Genomic DNA, 16,674 nt, shown 5'->3' on the forward strand with positions numbered 1-16,674 from the left:
TGCGTCGATGTCGGGCCAGAATTCTTTCAGAATGTCGGCCAATGCGCCTTCTATGGCGATTGTGGCGGTACGCTGCATCGTCAGGCCGAAGCCGCGGTTGCTCGCGGGATAATATATATTGGCAAGGGCTCCGGCGGTGAAATCTCCCGCTACATTCGAGTAGTTCGGTCCCCAGGTGCCATTGTCGTTCCTGGTCCAGAACGTTGCGACAAGCGAATCGACCAATCGGTGTTTAAATGTTCCGGTTTCCTTACGGAGGTAGCGCGGGTCCTGGTGCAGCAGTGAGGGATAGATTGCATTACCCCACATCGTTCCGGAAATCTGGTCGGCATAAGCCGCACCGAAGCGCTTGGCATAGCCTTCGGCGCCGAGGCCGTAACCGGAGAATTTGTCCCCTGCCTGGCTGATTCCGGCATCGATTCCAGCGAGCGCAAATTGAAAGGGATCGATCGCTTGGCGAACAGCCAGGTGAAATTTCTGGCCTGCGGTAAGTGGCACTGCGGTCTGTCGATTCGCCGTTTGAAAGTTCGGAAGCACCGCCAGTATCCTTTGTTTCTCCTCCTCGTGCACTTGCTGCTTTCCCGCATCCTTTGGTGAAGTTGCGGGCTGCGAAGCGTCAGGTTCAGGTTTTGCTGGTGCTTCCGCCGGTTCGGTCTGCGTGCTGTCCTGTGCGGCTGCAATGGGGATCAGATTGCTGACGGCGATGACCGACAAGATTCCGGTCAAAGCGGCTGCAAGGCTCGACGGACTCATCAGCCAGGACCAAAAAGAGCGACGGCTTGTGACGGAATTCGCGCATTTCATGCGATTGAGATGTGCAATGCGAAATCCCATCCCCGCGGAAGCCTGCGGTTAATACGAAAACCAGCAGTTTTTCGCCGCGCGGCCAGGTGTTCTTCATATTATTGGACCATTGCATCAGTCGAGGTTTCTGCTGATTGAACGGTTAAAACAGGAGCTTCAGGGCAAGCTGGATCTGCCTTGGATTTTCCGCGGAAGTATACTTGCCGAAAGTCGACGTAAATGCGGTCCGGCCCGGAACATCGGCGAAATTCGTGTGGTTCAGCACATTGAAGCTCTCGGCACGGAACTGCAAGCGGAGGCTCTCTTTTACGACCGTGTCCTTTGTGATGGAGAAGTCGACGTTGCTTTCGGGCGCCGCGAAAACGACGTTCCGCCCGGAGCTGCCGAATGTAAATGGAGCCGGCATCTGGAAGGCCGCGGTATTGAACCACTGGCTCGCGGTCCGCGGCGCATTCAGGTTGGGATCGCCGATCAGATTCGGCCGCTGCGCCGGTCCCGATCCGATGTTGGCATTGTCGGTCGGCAGGATCACAGTGAACGGTGCGCCGGATTGAAAGGATCCGAGGCCATTGACGGCCCAGCCCTGCAGAAGCCTCCCAGCATGGGCGAAGGGCAGTTGCCAGGTGTACGAAAATACCAGGCGATGCCGGTGATCGAAGCTGGAGAGCGCCCGTTCGGCCCGCAGGTTCCGCACGTCTTGAGGAATGTTGGTCTCCGAGAAGGTCGAGCCGACATCGGAGGCGTCGTCGATCGACTTCGACCATGTATAGTTCGCATTGAAGGTCAGGCCCTTACTCAAGCGCTTTTCGACCCGCAGTGTTCCCGAGTGGTAGAGCGAGTACCCATCCCATCGGATCATCTTGTAGCCGCTGAGTAGCGGGTCCGGCCGCCTTGGATCGATCGCGCCCGGTCCGGGTGTCGGAATGTTCTGATACGTGCTGTTGTCGGCGCCCGAAACATGTGAACCGAAATAGGCGGCTTGCACGACCCAGCCGGCCGTCAGTAGCCTCTGCACATTCAAACTCCACGAATCCGCGAACTCCGACCGGTAGTTGTAATTGAGACCGGAGCCTCCGATCGTTCCATTGTTCGGAGCGAGCAGTATGTTCTCCGTCGCCAATGACGGTATCGGAGTGGTTGAGGCCGTATTGACGCTCTTATTGAAGAAGAACGGCAGGTTTTCGGTCAGCGCGGTTTGAATATTGTAAGCGGCTTGATTGAAGAACAGTCCCCAGCCTGCGCGTACAACCGTCTTGTCCGAAACGGACCACGCCAGTCCTAAACGCGGCGCGATGTGATGATAGTCGGGCGCCTGCAGCGACCTGGCATCGCCGGCGTCCTTCGAGGTCACGACGGGAACCGGGATCAGCGGCAGGAGGGTGTTGGCGAGGGGATTGATCCGGCCCTGATCGTCGCTGGCGACAACAAAGCGGTTCAATTCGATGTTCGACAGCCGGTTTTGAGTGTCGGTAATCTGTCCGTTGATCTCATATCGCAGACCGTAGTTGAGGGTGACCGATGGCCGCACGCGCCAGTCATCCTGAGCGTAAAAGTGCGTCCACAGACTTCGTCCATATTCGCGGCCGCCAGGTCCGATGCCCGCCTGGGCCGAAGTCGGATAGTCGAGCAGGAAATCGGCAAAGGCGTTGCCGTCGCCGAGTCCGGCGGCCGAAGAGCTGTAACGCGGCGAGAACGTGAAGGTGCCTCGCGCGTTCGGCGATTCGCTCGGGTCGAACTGGAGCCGGAAGATATACGCTCCAAACTTCGTGCTGTGTGAACCCCGAAGCCACGACACATTTTCCATGAAATCGAAGCTGTTATCGCGGCGCGTGAAGAGATTCGAGGGGTCGCCGGCCGTGCTATACGCGCCCGAAAAGCTGACCGATGGGTAACCGGTCTGGTCTGGAGCCGGTGCGACGCCCAGTATCCCGGAATTTCCGGCAAAATTGAATCCCTGGTTCTGGCTTTGCTGTCCCCCGGTGACGCGAAGGAATCCGAGGCGCGCTTCGCTGATGACGTTCGAGCCGAAGATATGAGTTTCGCCGATCGCGATGTTCGCTGTGCGCGTCGTCAGGTTATAGCCGAAACCGGGCACCAGCGTTTCGTTGAGCTGGCTGCTGCCGAACGGTTGAAACGTGCCGAAGGACGTCTGATAGAACCGCACGAACAGATCGTCGCTCTGCTTCAGATGCTGATCGAGCCGGATAGAGCCCTGGTCGAAGTTGTTCATCAGGAGCGGCGTCGCGCGGTCATTTTGTGTCTCGCCGGGAAGATCCGGGAGCGGCAGTTTCTGAAGAAATGCAACGGCCGCGGGATCGAGTTTGTCCGGTGAAATTTTGTTGTTCGTAAACGGCATGCGGCTGCCGGCGGCGTTGGTCGACAGGGGATCGTAGATTGTGCCGAGGCCGGAAAAGTCTCCGCCCCGGACTTTGGCGGACGGCAGAGAAAAGATCTGTGTCAGCGAGGTGTCCGAGCGAAGGCCCTCATAACTCAGAAAAAAGAATGTACGATCCTTAGCCAGCGGACCCCCGAATGTGGCGCCAAACTGGTTCTGGCGATACGCCGGTTTCCTGGCCGGGTCGAACGCATTTCGCGCGTTGAAGATATCGTTCCGGACAAAGTCATAAAGGCCGCCGTGGAATGCGTTGGTTCCCGATTTGGTGACCGCGCTGACCGTCGCCGCCGCTTTCCCGCCGAACTCCGCGGGGTAAATCGACTTTTGGATATTGAATTCCTGGATCGCGTCGATCGGCGGAGATGCCACCAGATGATTGAAATACTGATCGGTGACCGAAACGCCGTCCATAAAATACATGTTGTGGCCGGGCCGCTGTCCGGCGACGAGCACCGCAGGGCCCGTTTGTGCCAGAGCCGATCCACGCGTGCCGCGCGGCGCTACAAAAATATTGTCGCTGAGCAGCGTGAGATCGACGAACTGGCGCCCGTTGAGCGGCAGTTCCATGATGCGCTGGTTGTCGATCACGTCACTGACTTCGGCGTTCGCGGTCTGCAGTGGCGGAGCGGATTGTTCGATCGTCACGGCTTCGTTGACCGAGCCGACTTCCAGGACAAGGTCGAGACGGCTCTGGCGTCCAACCTGAAGAACAATGCCCTCGCGGATCTGCGTTTTGAAATTCGCGAGCTCTGCCTTGACGGCATATTCGCCAACCGGCAGCGAAGGCGCCGAGTAGTTTCCATTGCTGTCGGTGATCGCTTGCCGTTGCTGGCCGCTGGGAGTGTGTGTGATCGTGACCATTACTCCCGGCAGCGCGCCGCCCGTCGCATCCCGGACGCTTCCAAAGAGTTCGCTGGTCGCAGTTTGCGCCCACGCCGACACGCATAAGGCCAGAGCGGCAAAGGGTCCGGGGATTATGCGGCCAGGGTTGTGATCCATGACCACCGACGATAGCACAGCCGCGGCGACAGGCGCCCCGCGCGATTATCGCGCTGTGGCCGAGGTTGTCCGGGTTGAAACGTGGTCCTCAGCGTCAGGCCGCCGGGTCTCTTTTCTTCTGAATGAATGGAATGTGGGAAACATGCCGGATCGGCTGATCGTCGGATATCGACTTCCACGCTGTCGGCAGTCTGGGATGGTTGGGGCAATCCGGAAATGCCGCGCCTGCGGCCAGCACGACCTCCAGTCCGCAGCAGACGTTTCGATAGACTCCAAACTCGCTATTGATTTCACCATTCGCCGGCATGATGTCCTGTCCCTGCAGCCCGCAGGAGAACTGTACGTTTGCAAACACAAGGCCAAAAGCCGGATATGTAGATTCAGTGGTTTGCGGTGGCACCGATGTGCCATGCAGGAAAACGGTCAGGAGGAGAATCCCATTTTGCTCTGTTTGAAGGTAAGGGGGGCCAGCTTCGGCGGTACTCCGGCAGGAATGAGCTCGAAGCCCGCGAGCTTGGTGTCGTGCATTTCCTTGCCTGGAATCGCAATAACATATAAATCGAGATCGCGGATGCCGTCGCGGTTCGCTTCCACCGTCACCACCGTCCCGGTTTCTCCAAGGTAGAAGTCCTGAAGAAGGCCGGTGACCCAGACGCGATCTCCTATTTTGAAACGAGGCTGCATTACATCAAAATAATATCAATTACGATCCCGTGAACCGCCGATGGTACCTCAGGAAGTGTTTAATGTCACATTTTGTGGTGCAAAGCGAAGTGTTTTTTTACAGAGCTGTGACAAAACCGCGAAAATTCATACCACGAGCGTGCCGGTCTGGGAGGTGTCGTATCCGGCCAGCACTTCCAGTTTGCGCCGCAGGGCGGAGCGTTGAAGGACATCGAGGAAGGTCTGGATGGCGGGCATTCCGGCGCTGCGTTTCTTCAGGACGAGGTCGTAGCGTTCGCTGTGCAGGGGGATGAAATCCAGTCCGAACGTCTGTGCGGCGGAGCGTGTCGCGAGGCAGACGTCGGCGTCGCCCGACAATACACCGTAAGAAGCTGCCAGGTGGCCATACACGATGCGGGTATAGCCGTTGATCTGTTCCGGCTCGATTCCAGCAGCTCCCGTCAGCCTGTCCAGAAGCGCGCGGCTCCCCGAGCCGGGTTCGCGATTCACAAACCGGACGGTCTTGCGCGCGAGGTCGTCGATTTTGCGGATGTGTTTCGGATTACCGGGCGCGACGACCAGCCCCTCTTCCCAGTGCGCGAACGTGATCACGCTGAAATCCTTGTCCGGAAATTCTTTGCGAAGGAATGGAAGGTTGAATTCGCCCGTCTTCGGGTCTTCCAGATGCGATCCGGCGACGTGGACCCGCCCTTCTTTCAGCCACGAGAGTGCGAGCTTGCTCGATGCGGCGGCCGGAACAATCTCGATACCGCTGATCTTTTCCACCATCTGGGCAAGAAGGTTCGCCGCAGGATCGCATCCGGCGAGCACGAGTTTTTTTTCCGAGATTTCGTTCTTCGCGAACACCACCAGGTCGGCGCGCTCAGAACGTCCGGCGCGTTCGATAACGCCGTCGGCTTCGGGCATGTAATAAGGAGTGGCGCTCACGGGAACGCTGACCCAGCGGGTTCCGATCCGGCAGACACGCACCGGTTGCCCCTTGATCGGCGGCGTGCCGCTCAAGACGTCGGCGGCGATGGATTCCGGCTTCGCCTGGTTCTGGTGCAGGCTGAAAAGTTCTTCGATTCCCACTTCCAGTTCCTGGGCAAGGCACAATGCGACTTCGGTGTTGGGAACATAGGTGCCGGCTTCGATCGCGTATATCGTCTGCCTGCTGACGCCGATCCGGCGCGCAAGATCGGACGCGCCGAGGCCCCGGCTTTTGCGGATCTCACCAACCTGGTTTTTGACTTTAATGTTCACAGATATGTAGTTGCGGGCTTCAGCCCGCATTAGGCGAAGTAATGATGCCGGTTGAATCGAACCAAAAACGAAACCTATTGTACCTGTCAAACCGCGGGCCCCTATGACACAATTATGGCCAAGATGATTCCAGCAATTGCTTTGGCCGTTTTGGTGTTTTTACTGCCCGCCAGCGGTTTTGCCGGTCAACGAGGCGCTCCTGCGCCGGCTCCATCGGCGCCGTCTTCGCGGCCCGCTCCAGCGAACCAGCCGTCGAATCCGTCCACGCCTTCGACGAATCAGCCGGCGAATACCAACCCGGCGAACCCGTCGCCGTTGCCGCCGATTTTCCTGACCGGCAGCGTGAAGATGAGCGACGGTACACCCGCGCCGCCCGCGGTTGCGGTCCGGATCGTGTGCGGCACCAGTGCCATTCGTACCGACACCGTCACCGATCCCGGCGGAAACTTCAGTATCGTTCTGAATGGGCAAACCAACGGACCCGACATCGAGGGCTTCAACAACGGCAACGGCATCAGCATCCAACGCCTGTTCGGTTGCGAAGTGCGGGCGTATCTCGGCGGATACATTTCGAGCGTGATCAACCTGGAGCGCCAGTCTACGCTGGACGATCCCGAGATCGGTATCATCTATCTTCATCCGCTCAGCGAGGGCGACTCCGAGGGCTATACGGTGAGCCTCACCACCAAGCTGGCCCCGAAGGATGCGCGCAAGGAATACGACAAAGGCCTGGCCAGCGAAAAGGCCAGGAAGTGGCCGGAGGCGGAGCAGGAGTTTCTGAAAGCCGTGACGATCTATCCCCGGTTTGCCGTCGCCTGGTATGAACTCGGGAAGGTCTGCCGGGAAGAGAAGAAGGTCGATGATGCGTTACATGCGCAGCTTCAGGCGGTGGAATTCGAGCCGAAATTCGTCAACCCGTACGCCGAACTGACGGAGCTCTCTTTCCAGAAACAGAAATGGCAGGACGTCGTGGATTTCACCTCGAAGATGATCAAGCTCCAGGCCTACTCGGCTCCACAGGTTTACTTTTACAACGCGGCCGCGAACTTCAACCTGCATCAGCTCGATGAAGCGGAGAAGAGCGCGCGCACTGCGGCGCGGCTCGACGACAAGCACAAGGTGCCGAGGATCAATTACATTCTGGGTTTCATCCTGGCGGAGAAGAAGGATTACAAAGGCGCGGCCGAAAATCTGCGGCTTTACCTGCAGTACAACCCATCGGCAAGCGATGCGCCGGCGGTGCAGCAGCAGGCCGCCGAGCTCGAGAAAGCCGGCGCCGGCCAGTAGCTCGCATTTCGACAGATTTGTCAGTGCGACGGTTCTTGACAACGATCCCTGCTGTTGTTAAACCATGAGGCAGATTTACGGAGCGACCCCGTTGCCGAAACAACTTGAGCGAAATTTACTGCGAATCATGGCCGGCATATTCGTGTTGTCGCTCGCCTCGCAGGAACTGCGCGCGATCCAGATCGCACCCCGTCAGCAATCCGCGGATGAAACCAAATTCTTTGCGCAACTCCGGAAAGTCTTCGGCGTGTTCCGCTATGCGGACCTGCAGCAGGTGTTCGAAGCGTCACCGCAGGTCATGTGCTCGGAGCTGATGAGCGGCAACGGCGAGTGGCGCGAAGTCGCATTTTTCAACGAGAATCGGGGGCTCGGCGGCTGGTTCCGCGCCAGCATGACGGAAATCCGCAGCCAGCTCGATGTTTATACCTTCGACGGAACCTGTCTCAAGGAAACGTCCGCGCTTCGGGTGGCGACGCGCTTTCCAGTCGACGCAAGTTTGAAGGCGTTCCGGCAGAAACAGATTGCGCGCAGCGATATCGCCGTGCTGGTCAATGCTCCGGTCAGCGCGAACTTCGAAAAGCAAACCCGCGCCTATACATTCGACCTGCCCTATCTTTTCCGCGTTTCGGAACCCAATGACAACCCGCTTTACGCGCTAAGCGCGCGGACACCATCGGATCACTATGCTCCGGAAGCGATCAACCGGTGGGAATGCAAAGCCGCCGATGCCGAGGATGTGACCTACCAGTTTCTCATTTGCCGCACATCGCTGCTTCTGAAGAACGGGTCGAGCACCGACGCCAGCGGCAAGGCCTCATACGGCGCTTCGGCATTTTCGATTTTGACGGACGGCCGGGAGGCTTCCGCCTCCGTCAACCTCACATTCAAATAACAGGACGTTTGGTTAACGCAGACTGGAAAGCGCCTGCCCGGATAACTCGCCCGGTCTTAATATCGCCGCCGGCCGCCGCCACCGCCGCCACCACGGCCGCCGCCGAAGTCTCTCTTTTGCATCGGCTTTGCTTCGTTGACGGTGAGATTACGTCCGCCAACTTCCTGCCCATTGAGTTGCGCGATGGCTTTCTCGGCCGCGGCGTCGTCCGCCATCTGCACAAAGCCGAAACCCTTCGAGCGTCCGGTATCGCGATCTGTGATGATCTGAACCGATTCAACCTGGCCGATCCCGGCAAACATGTCGCTCAGCTCTGACTCAGTGATTTGAAACGATAGATTTCCAACGTAGATTTTCTTTGCCATCTTTGCAGTATACGCGAATCCACTCGCAAAACTTAGCTATAGCTGAAGGAACTTTACCGGTCGACTATTTTCGCTCTTCGGGCGGTTGCCGGCGTATTTTCTTCCGGCTCCGTTTCCGGGCTAATGCCTGTTTGACGCGTTTCTTCTCCCCCGGCTTCATATAGAAGGAGTGTTTTTTGACTTCTTTGATGATGTCTTCCTGCATCACCTTGCGCTTAAAGCGCCGTAATGCATTTTCAATGGACTCACCTTCGTGAATCCGAATTTCCGCCATGCCTTCCTCCGATGGGATACGTTACCAGAATGTTCGAGCAGGCAGAAGCAAAGACGGTGAAGAACTGAAATGGTCCCCGTTTGTTCTATTCTTGTTGTTATCGCTTGCGCATAGGACTATCCTGACCATGCATTCTCTCCGGTTCCTTCCTGGACTGTTTTCCTCGTGGCGGTCGAATACTTCCAAGAAGAAAGAAAGAAGGAAAATAAAATGTCAGGAAGAAATGGCGATCGTTCGCGGTTTCATCGTCAGCGCCGGGCCAAGCTGCATAACCGAACCCGTATTCGGGAGTTGCGAAAGGCCTTGACCTCACAGGAGACCGGCAGCGCGGCGAAGTCCGAAGGAAAAACCCGGCCGTGAGCGGACCTGCCACAAATGCGCACGCTACTGGAGGTCTGGCTTGGATGAGCGATTAAGCCCGGAATTCAGCGACGCCCTGCTCGCATTTAACGGGGAAGCCGTCGTGTATTGCAGGGGCATTTCAGACAACATTGCGCAACAGTACGCCATGGAATACGCCAGAATGCTGCAGAATCGCGCAAAGGGAATCGAAGTTCAACTTCCCCGGATTCCATCTGGACTTTTCGAGCCCAATCGAAATTTGATCCGATCCATCCTGGACAGGATGTGGGAAAAATACTTTCCAGGGAAGTAAACATAAACCTTTAGCCGCGGCGCTCTCAGTTCGAGAGATCGTGATATACTTTTTCGTGATTTCGTGCTGAAGTTCGGCGTCATGCCGAGGGCTCAAACTTGTAAATCGGCATCAAATCTGTTTCGACGTTTCCAGATTATCTATCAATAAATCCGCGACGATTCCGTGCCTCAATCCTCGGCGTTTGTTGGGCGTTCACCGAGGCGAGCAGCCGTAAATCCCGGTTTAGTTGGCCTCATAGGAGAAACGCAGTGCCACGTTTGGACAAGTATTCCGCCGAACCCGCTAAGATATTTGAGGCTGAGGAGGCGAAAGGCGAGCCCGCCTATGATGAGATCTCCGACGTTCTGCCGCCCGACATGCTTGGTGACGAGGTGGAGCATCCCGGTGAAGCCGCTCTGGACGTGATCGCGGTGGAAACCGAGGTCGAAGAGCCGGCCGAGGGCGAGGCTGAACTGGATCTGACGCCCGGAGCTCTCGAAAAGGACACCGATCCGGTGCGGCTGTACCTCCGCGAGATGGGAACGACTCCGCTGCTGACACGAGCGGGGGAAGTCGAAATCGCCAAGCGCATCGAACGGGGCAACCTCACCGTGCTGAAGTCCTTGTCACGCTCCCCGCTGGTCGTCTCCGAAATCATTGCTTTGGGAAAACAGCTCGGTACGGACCACGGCATGATTCAAAGTATTGTGAACTTGAAAGAGGAGGAATTGACGGACGACGGCCTCGGACGCAAGCTCCGGCTGACCCTGGACCTCATCGACCAGATCGCGGCAGCCGACAAAAGAGTAAACAGTCTGCGCCTTAAACTCGACGGTCTTCCGGCGAAAACGAAGAATGCGCCTTTACGGCGGGCCCGCTGGAAACTCGGGCGGGCGTGCGTCGAGTTATCCAGAATCGTTCGCTCTCTTGATCTTTCGAATGAGGCAAACCGGAAGCTAACCGGCGTGATCCGAGCAACGGTGGACACGATCCGTCCGCTCGAACAGGAGCGCGGCCGCCTCGAACGCAAAGCCGTTCGCAGCCGGAAAGACGCTCGAAAAGCAATCGACAAGGAAATCAAAGCGATTGATCTCAGGATTCAGCAAATCGAGATCGATTCCCGGTCGTCTGCGCGCGACCTTCGCCGGACGGCCGAAAAAATCGTGCTGGGAGAACTTCAGGCGGAGGCCGCCAAGCGGGAGATTGTCGAAGCCAACCTTCGCCTGGTCGTTTCCATTGCCAAGAAATACAGCAATCGCGGTCTTCAGTTCCTGGACCTGATTCAAGAAGGCAACATCGGCCTCATGCGCGCTGTCGACAAGTTCGACTACCGCCGCGGGTTCAAGTTTTCGACCTACGCCACCTGGTGGATTCGTCAGGCCATCACGCGCGGCATCGCCGATCAGGCGAGAACCATCCGCCTTCCCGTGCACATGATCGAACTCGTCAATAAGGTGATTCGTACCTCGCGTGCGCTGGTCCAGTCGCTCGGCCGCGAGCCTACGGCCGAGGAGATTGCGGCCAATATGGGGGTTCCCGTATCGAACGTGCGCAAAGCACGGAAAGTCGCGCAGCAACCGGTTTCGCTGGAAACACCCATCGGTCAGGAGGAAGATTCGCACCTGGGCGATCTGCTCGAAGATCACCATCTGATATCGCCCACCGATGCCGTCATCAATATCAATCTGAAGGAAACCACGGAGCAGGTGCTGAACACGCTGACGCCCCGCGAAGAACGGATTATCAAAATGCGCTTCGGCCTGGAAGACGGCACCGAGCACACCCTCGAAGAAGTCGGCCAGTGCTTCTCCGTCACCCGCGAGCGGATACGCCAGATTGAAGCCAAGGCCCTTCGCAAACTCCGGCATCCCGGCCGGAATCGCCGTCTCCGTACATTCTTCAATGTCACGGGCCGGGACTGAGAGGGAGCGCCTTCAGGCCCGGAAAACCCGGTATCGGATGTGGTTCGCCATCCAGGATGAATGTGAGGGGCGGTCCGCTACTTTCTCACCATTCGCCTTCGCGCCTTCGGCCCTCATCAAATAGTTCAGAATGACTTGGTAAACGAACGCCTTTGATCAAAATCCTGTAATTTCGGCCACAATCCCGGAAGTTTGATCAAAAATCAGTAAGCCTGCGTCAAATTTTGCCCACTGGGATCAAAATCTCAAAACTTTGGCCAAAATCCACCAATTTGGATCAAAGTTTTCAAACTTGGAGCAAAACTCCGCTAGGCGCCTGCTGGTTCCTATTCCGGAGTGAATCTATCAAAGCCGGCGAGCGGACTTGAACCGCTGACCTGCTGATTACGAATCAGCTGCTCTACCAACTGAGCTACGCCGGCAAAAAAATGCTCACCCGAACCGGGTGAGCAATAGTTGTAAAGAGAAAAAGGATCGATAACCCCGTCCAGCAAACGGAGTCAAGCTCCAATGGAGTAAATTTAAGGAGGGGGGTATAGCTTGTCAACGAATTATTTTTTGACGTTTGCAAGGTATTCAGGCGATTGCGGTTACTTCGGGAGTACCAAAAACATGACAGCTATTCGATGAGTTGCTTGGGTGTAACTCCTTGACCCAGCTTGAGTTGGATGATTTCCATGTCCTGCGGCCGGTCGAACACCCGATTCGGGTATCTCCATTTCACAAAAATGCGGACTCCCCCGTAACTGAGGCCTACAACAAGAGTAAAAAGCAAAGCGATGCCGATAAAACTGAAGATCGTCAGGATCACATCGCGCATTGAAATGTCCGGACGCGGCTGGTCCCAGGTGACTTGAGTCTCGTAATTCACTCCATCGAGGATCGCCTTCGCAACGTTGGGATCCTTCGAGCCACGGACGATCGCAAACAGCGCGCTCACACGTTTGCGGAGTCCGGCATCGGCGGGAGAGCGGGCCAACCACTGGTCTTCATATTTCTTCGCAAGCTGTTGATTTGGATACATCAACAGGACGAGATGCGCGATCTTGCCGTTCACGCGATAGTCGGCGGTCGCGACGTCGACGCTATCGTCGAATCCGAGCGTCTGCGGGTCGAGGTCGAGATTCCGTCCGAGGGCGGAAGCGTCGATGATGTATTTTTCGGAACCCTGGATCAGATTTTCCGGCGGCAGGTGCGTGGCGACTTGAGGCCGGTGCGAGCTCCCGAAGACGTTTGCTGAAATCGCACGCGCGAGCTTGTCCGTTGCGGCGGTACTGCCTTCCAGGCGAACCACGTATTTGGCTTGCCAGAACTCCGCGTGGTTGCCCACACGGAAGCCCTCCGTCCCGATCGGGATCGCCGCAAACCCGGCCTCATCCAGATTACGGTCCAGCGTGAACACGCCATATGCCGCTCCCGCATCCAGCATTTCATACAGCGTCAGGCGCACCGGGCCATCCGGACCCATCCAGGTCTGCGTCGTCGCGCCGGTCAAGCCGTAGTGCTGAATCGCCTCTGCCCGCTTTCCTGAGAGCTTTGCGATGTTCTTTTCGTCGTATTGTGCGGGCTGATCGGCGGGGGACCACTTCGAATCCTGTTGAATTGCCTTGAGGACAGCTTCCCGCGATTGGCCCATTAGAGCCGCTGCACACATCATCAGTAGCAGGAGGCTCGAGAACCATCTTTTGTACATTCTTTTGGTTATATTGGAAATTGCATCATTTCGACGTTTCTGCATTTCAAATTTGCAATGCAGAAACATTGGAATGATACAACTTCCAATAGAATCTTCTTTTTCTAATTGGCTTTGTCTTGAACCTTAGCGGTCTTTGTTCCGCTTAATGACTCTGCGTAGGATTTTACACCCTCGAAGAGGGACTCGGCAATTGCCTGGCGGGCATCGGGGCTCTTGACAATTTTCTCATCCTGAGGGTTGCTGATGAAGCAGACTTCCGCCAGAATCGACGGCATATTGGCCCCGATCAGGACGACGAACGGCGCCTGCTTGACGCCTCGATTGATTCCCGAACCTTTGCGGGCGGCCAATGATTTTTCGATGTGTTGCGCCAGCTCTCGGGACTCGTCGACCTTGTCTTCCAGCATGATCCTCTTCACGAGATCCTGCAGTTCGTGAATCGACCGTTCGGATGCCGCGTTTTCACGAGAAGCCGTGTCCAGGGCCTCTCGCGACGACGTGAAGTTCAGGTAATAGGTCTCGACGCCGTGGACGGAGCGGACCGTACTCGAATTCGCGTGAATAGATATAAAGAGGTCGGCCTGCTGCTGATTGGCGATCGCCGTCCGGGTTTCGAGCGGTACGAAGCTGTCGTCGCTTCGCGTCATCACGACTTCGGCGCCCATTTCGTTCTCGATCAGCGTTTTGAGCCGGGCCGCAACGTCAAGGACGAGCTCTTTTTCGGTGTAGCCACCGGGCCCGATAGTGCCTGTGTCGTGACCGCCGTGTCCGGCATCGATGACCACGCGTGAGAGCTTCAAGCCGAGACTGCGCACGAGCGATCGCGGTCCCGCGTTCGGCGCTTTGGCCGCAACGATCACTTTGCCGTCGGCGGACGGAGTCAACGGCGGAGCCGATGCCGGTGTCGTGATTGGCGGAGCCGGCTTGATGTCTGCAGGTTTCTTTGCCGGAGTCGTGGTTGCCGCCGTGGCCGCGGGCTTGGTTGGGGATTTGGTTGGTTCGGGAGCCGGCTCCGGTGCCGGCGAAGGTGGCGGCTGAACCGTGTCCACGGGCGGCGTCAAGGAAGCTGTCGTCGAAACCGGCATCGCCACCGCTGTTGTGGACGTTGTGGCGGTTCCAACCGGCGCGCCGAATGAAGCGGCAGGGACACTCGCGGTCTCTTTTCCCAGGACATCGATGATGAGCCGGTCCGGATTGCGCAGCGTAAAGCTGGTGACGCGGCCGATCGTGCCGAGATCCAGAACGACGCGAACCGTCGAAAGGTCATATTGGCCGACGCGGATCTGCTGCAGCAGTCCGGACTTCACCGGCCATTGTTTACCGATCAGCGCGGAATTCAGCCGGGCGGGCATGACGTCGATGAAGACCCGGTCCGGATCCTTGGCGTCGCCCTGCACAAATGTCACGTCGCCGCCGACATCGACGACCACGCGAACGGAATTCTGCGCTTCCCAGTACCGGATGTTGTCGACCGAGGTCGTTTTCTGAAGCGCCGCTGCCGTGTTCGGGTTCCCACCGCTGAGCCGTACAACGTCTTTTTCCGCGGTGTCTTTGAACGGCGAACTCGGATAGTCATGGATCATGAACTTCAGGGTTTTGACCGCGTCCGCGTTGTCTTTGATTTCTTCGTACAGTTTGGCAACGTTCATCAGCGCATCGTCCGCGTAGCCGGTGTGCGGCGTGATCAGGTACGTGCGTTGATAGGCCTGGATGACTTTCAAGTACTCCGCGCGTGTGCGTTCCGCCTCGGGTTTTTCGTTGAGAGCGGCTTCCATCGCTTGAGCGGCAACATATGCCTGATGGGCTTTCTGCAGAAGGACAGATTTTTCCGAGCGTGGGGCAGCAGAAACTGAAGCGGACAGAAGCGCAGCTATGAAGACTGCGTTTAGTTTCATTTACTTATCGTTTCGCTCTATCGAGCTCACATTCGCTCCGCTCATGTAATTACTGTTTCGCTCTACCGAGCTCATTCGCTCCGTTCATTAATTACCCGGCGGCGCAAAATTCGAGAAGTGCGCCACGCCGCGTTCGTCGACGACCTTATAGATCCTCGCCGGTTCCGGTTCCTGCGGAGCCGGCGCAATCGCTGCTGCTTTCGCAGGGGCAGGAGCGGGCTTCTCCTGGTAAATCGCCCGGATCTTGCGAACGTAATTCGTCGTTTCAGGGATTGGCGGGATTCGTCCCAGCCTCCCCACCAGATTTTCTCCCGCGTTATATGCAGCCAGCGAGAGATCCAGATTGCCGTTGAACTTGTCGAGCAGGAAACTCAGATAGTGCACGCCGCCGTCGACGTTCTGCGCGGGATCGAAGAAATCCCGGACGCCGTAACGTCTGCCGGTCTCCGGTATCAGCTGCATGAGGCCAAGGGCGCCCTTGTTTGAAACGGCCCATCTGTTGAAGTTGGATTCAGTCTTGATAACCGCCCGCACCAGCGCGGGATCCACGCCGTAGTTCTTCGAGATCGTGTCCACCAGCGCGCGTAACGGCTCCGGTATTTCTGCCGCCAGAACGCCGCCCGTTTCAACCGCCGCCAATATAACGGGCGCGGCCGCCGGCGTGGCTGTGTTCTCGATCACATTCGTGAACACCCTTCTGCCGTCTGCATTCACGATCGAGATGATGGTGTTATCGGCGGCAGACACCGGGATCGGAAGCAGGAACACAAAAAGCACAACAGACACAAGAACAGCCAACTCCTGTGCTTTTTGTGTCCTCTTGTGCGTCTTGTATTTATTCCCCATTACTGGTGGTCTAGTTAAGGAATTCAGCCACGATATTGTACACATTTTTCAAGGCATCTTCCAACTTTTCAGAATCTTTCCCGCCCGCCTGGGCAAAGTCCGGCCGGCCGCCGCCGCTGCCTCCGATGAGTTCAGCGACTTTCTTGATGATCTTTCCCGCGTGGAGGCGTTTTTGCAGGTCCGGAGAGACGACCGCCACCAGGGAAGCTTTGCCATTAGAGGCTAAACCGAGGACAACCACCCCGGAACCAATTTTTGATCCTGTATTTTCAGCAAGTTCCCGGAGCATCGACGCGTCGACGCCCTCGACTTTTCTGGAGATTACAGCCACGCCCTGAACATCCCTGGGCGCCTCGACCAGGTTTCCGATCTGGGAATTGGCGGATTTCCGCTTCAAGTCTTCCAGTTCATTCTCCAGTTCCCGCTGTTGATCGAGCAGGCGCGTGATGGCGCGGGTCAACTCGGTGCGGGGGGCGCGCAGCGTATGCGCCAGTTCCTGGAGCAGGTTTTCGTCTTCTTCGAGACGCAGATACGTCCCGAATCCGGTGAGCGCTTCGATGCGGCGGATGCCGGAAGCGATGCTCGATTCGCCCACGATCTTGAACAGGCCGACGTCGCCGGTCATCTTCGTGTGCGTTCCGCCGCACAGTTCCATGCTGACTCCCGGAATCGAAACGACGCGGACCTGCTGCAGGTATTTCTCTCCGAAGAACGCCAGCGCACCTTCGGCGACGGC

15 protein-coding genes and 1 tRNA gene are annotated in these 16,674 nt (G+C 57.3%); 4 read left to right on the forward strand and 12 right to left on the reverse strand.

Annotated elements, in window-relative coordinates; genetic code table 11:
* The 5 genes from VGK48_25215 to VGK48_25235 form a co-directional block, all read right to left on the reverse strand.
* A partial coding sequence (locus VGK48_25215) for a hypothetical protein (GenBank protein HEY2384492.1) occupies positions 1–753 on the reverse strand: 753 nt, incomplete at its 3' end.
* A 193-nt stretch (positions 754–946) separates the two neighbouring features.
* Positions 947–4,198 carry a carboxypeptidase-like regulatory domain-containing protein gene (locus tag VGK48_25220; GenBank protein ID HEY2384493.1) on the reverse strand — a complete coding sequence of 1,084 codons (3,252 nt, stop codon included), beginning with the start codon at positions 4,196–4,198 and terminating at the stop codon, positions 947–949.
* Between the two features lie 94 nt (positions 4,199–4,292).
* Positions 4,293–4,553, reverse strand: a complete 261-nt coding sequence (locus VGK48_25225; GenBank protein HEY2384494.1) for a hypothetical protein — start codon at positions 4,551–4,553, stop codon at positions 4,293–4,295.
* A 68-nt stretch (positions 4,554–4,621) separates the two neighbouring features.
* Positions 4,622–4,882 (reverse strand): hypothetical protein, encoded by a 261-nt coding sequence (locus tag VGK48_25230; GenBank protein ID HEY2384495.1) that lies wholly within the window; start codon positions 4,880–4,882, stop codon positions 4,622–4,624.
* A 126-nt stretch (positions 4,883–5,008) separates the two neighbouring features.
* Positions 5,009–6,154, reverse strand: a complete 1,146-nt coding sequence (locus VGK48_25235) for a substrate-binding domain-containing protein (GenBank protein ID HEY2384496.1) — start codon at positions 6,152–6,154, stop codon at positions 5,009–5,011.
* Positions 6,155–6,238: 84 nt separating this feature from the next.
* Between VGK48_25235 and VGK48_25240 the strand changes: the two genes are divergently transcribed.
* Together VGK48_25240 and VGK48_25245 are read left to right on the forward strand one after the other, a co-directional pair.
* On the forward strand, positions 6,239–7,411 hold the full coding sequence (locus VGK48_25240; protein HEY2384497.1) for a tetratricopeptide repeat protein: 1,173 nt from the start codon (positions 6,239–6,241) through the stop codon (positions 7,409–7,411).
* A 127-nt stretch (positions 7,412–7,538) separates the two neighbouring features.
* Entirely contained in the window at positions 7,539–8,303 is a 765-nt protein-coding gene (locus VGK48_25245) for a hypothetical protein (GenBank protein HEY2384498.1), read from the forward strand.
* Positions 8,304–8,359: 56 nt separating this feature from the next.
* On the opposite strand, the gene VGK48_25250 is transcribed toward VGK48_25245, so the two are convergent.
* Together VGK48_25250 and rpsU are read right to left on the reverse strand one after the other, a co-directional pair.
* Positions 8,360–8,668 carry an RNA-binding protein gene (locus VGK48_25250; protein ID HEY2384499.1) on the reverse strand — a complete coding sequence of 103 codons (309 nt, stop codon included), beginning with the start codon at positions 8,666–8,668 and terminating at the stop codon, positions 8,360–8,362.
* Positions 8,669–8,732: 64 nt separating this feature from the next.
* Entirely contained in the window at positions 8,733–8,942 is a 210-nt protein-coding gene (rpsU, locus tag VGK48_25255; protein HEY2384500.1) for a 30S ribosomal protein S21, read from the reverse strand.
* Between the two features lie 400 nt (positions 8,943–9,342).
* Between rpsU and VGK48_25260 the strand changes: the two genes are divergently transcribed.
* Entirely contained in the window at positions 9,343–9,597 is a 255-nt protein-coding gene (locus VGK48_25260; protein HEY2384501.1) for a hypothetical protein, read from the forward strand.
* 251 nt (positions 9,598–9,848) lie between these two features.
* On the forward strand, positions 9,849–11,501 hold the full coding sequence (gene rpoD, locus VGK48_25265; protein HEY2384502.1) for an RNA polymerase sigma factor RpoD: 1,653 nt from the start codon (positions 9,849–9,851) through the stop codon (positions 11,499–11,501).
* A 349-nt stretch (positions 11,502–11,850) separates the two neighbouring features.
* On the opposite strand, the gene VGK48_25270 is transcribed toward rpoD, so the two are convergent.
* The 5 genes from VGK48_25270 to VGK48_25290 all read right to left on the reverse strand — a co-directional run.
* Positions 11,851–11,923, reverse strand: a tRNA-Thr gene (locus VGK48_25270).
* Between the two features lie 197 nt (positions 11,924–12,120).
* Positions 12,121–13,194 (reverse strand): DUF6599 family protein, encoded by a 1,074-nt coding sequence (locus VGK48_25275; GenBank protein HEY2384503.1) that lies wholly within the window; start codon positions 13,192–13,194, stop codon positions 12,121–12,123.
* 104 nt (positions 13,195–13,298) lie between these two features.
* Entirely contained in the window at positions 13,299–15,092 is a 1,794-nt protein-coding gene (locus VGK48_25280; GenBank protein HEY2384504.1) for an N-acetylmuramoyl-L-alanine amidase, read from the reverse strand.
* 87 nt (positions 15,093–15,179) lie between these two features.
* A complete protein-coding gene (locus tag VGK48_25285; GenBank protein HEY2384505.1) occupies positions 15,180–15,869 on the reverse strand; it encodes a lytic transglycosylase domain-containing protein in 690 nt (229 codons plus the stop codon).
* 79 nt (positions 15,870–15,948) lie between these two features.
* Positions 15,949–16,674 (reverse strand): DHHA1 domain-containing protein (locus VGK48_25290; GenBank protein ID HEY2384506.1); only part of this gene is annotated, 726 nt, incomplete at its 5' end.

It is taken from the genome of Terriglobia bacterium (genome assembly GCA_036496425.1).
Taxonomy (GTDB): domain Bacteria; phylum Acidobacteriota; class Terriglobia; order 20CM-2-55-15; family 20CM-2-55-15; genus 20CM-2-55-15.

Excerpts from the sequence above, each read along its gene's own strand:
- VGK48_25245 (HEY2384498.1), top strand. The coding sequence starts at position 7,539 with ATGGCCGGCATATTCGTGTTGTCGCTCGCCTCGCAGGAACTGCGCGCG.
- VGK48_25235 (HEY2384496.1), bottom strand. The coding sequence starts at position 6,154 with ATGCGGGCTGAAGCCCGCAACTACATATCTGTGAACATTAAAGTCAAA.
- VGK48_25230 (HEY2384495.1), bottom strand. The coding sequence starts at position 4,882 with ATGCAGCCTCGTTTCAAAATAGGAGATCGCGTCTGGGTCACCGGCCTT.
- VGK48_25280 (HEY2384504.1), bottom strand. The coding sequence starts at position 15,092 with ATGAAACTAAACGCAGTCTTCATAGCTGCGCTTCTGTCCGCTTCAGTT.
- VGK48_25220 (HEY2384493.1), bottom strand. The coding sequence starts at position 4,198 with ATGGATCACAACCCTGGCCGCATAATCCCCGGACCCTTTGCCGCTCTG.
- VGK48_25275 (HEY2384503.1), bottom strand. The coding sequence starts at position 13,194 with ATGTACAAAAGATGGTTCTCGAGCCTCCTGCTACTGATGATGTGTGCA.
- rpsU (HEY2384500.1), bottom strand. The coding sequence starts at position 8,942 with ATGGCGGAAATTCGGATTCACGAAGGTGAGTCCATTGAAAATGCATTA.
- VGK48_25250 (HEY2384499.1), bottom strand. The coding sequence starts at position 8,668 with ATGGCAAAGAAAATCTACGTTGGAAATCTATCGTTTCAAATCACTGAG.
- VGK48_25240 (HEY2384497.1), top strand. The coding sequence starts at position 6,239 with ATGGCCAAGATGATTCCAGCAATTGCTTTGGCCGTTTTGGTGTTTTTA.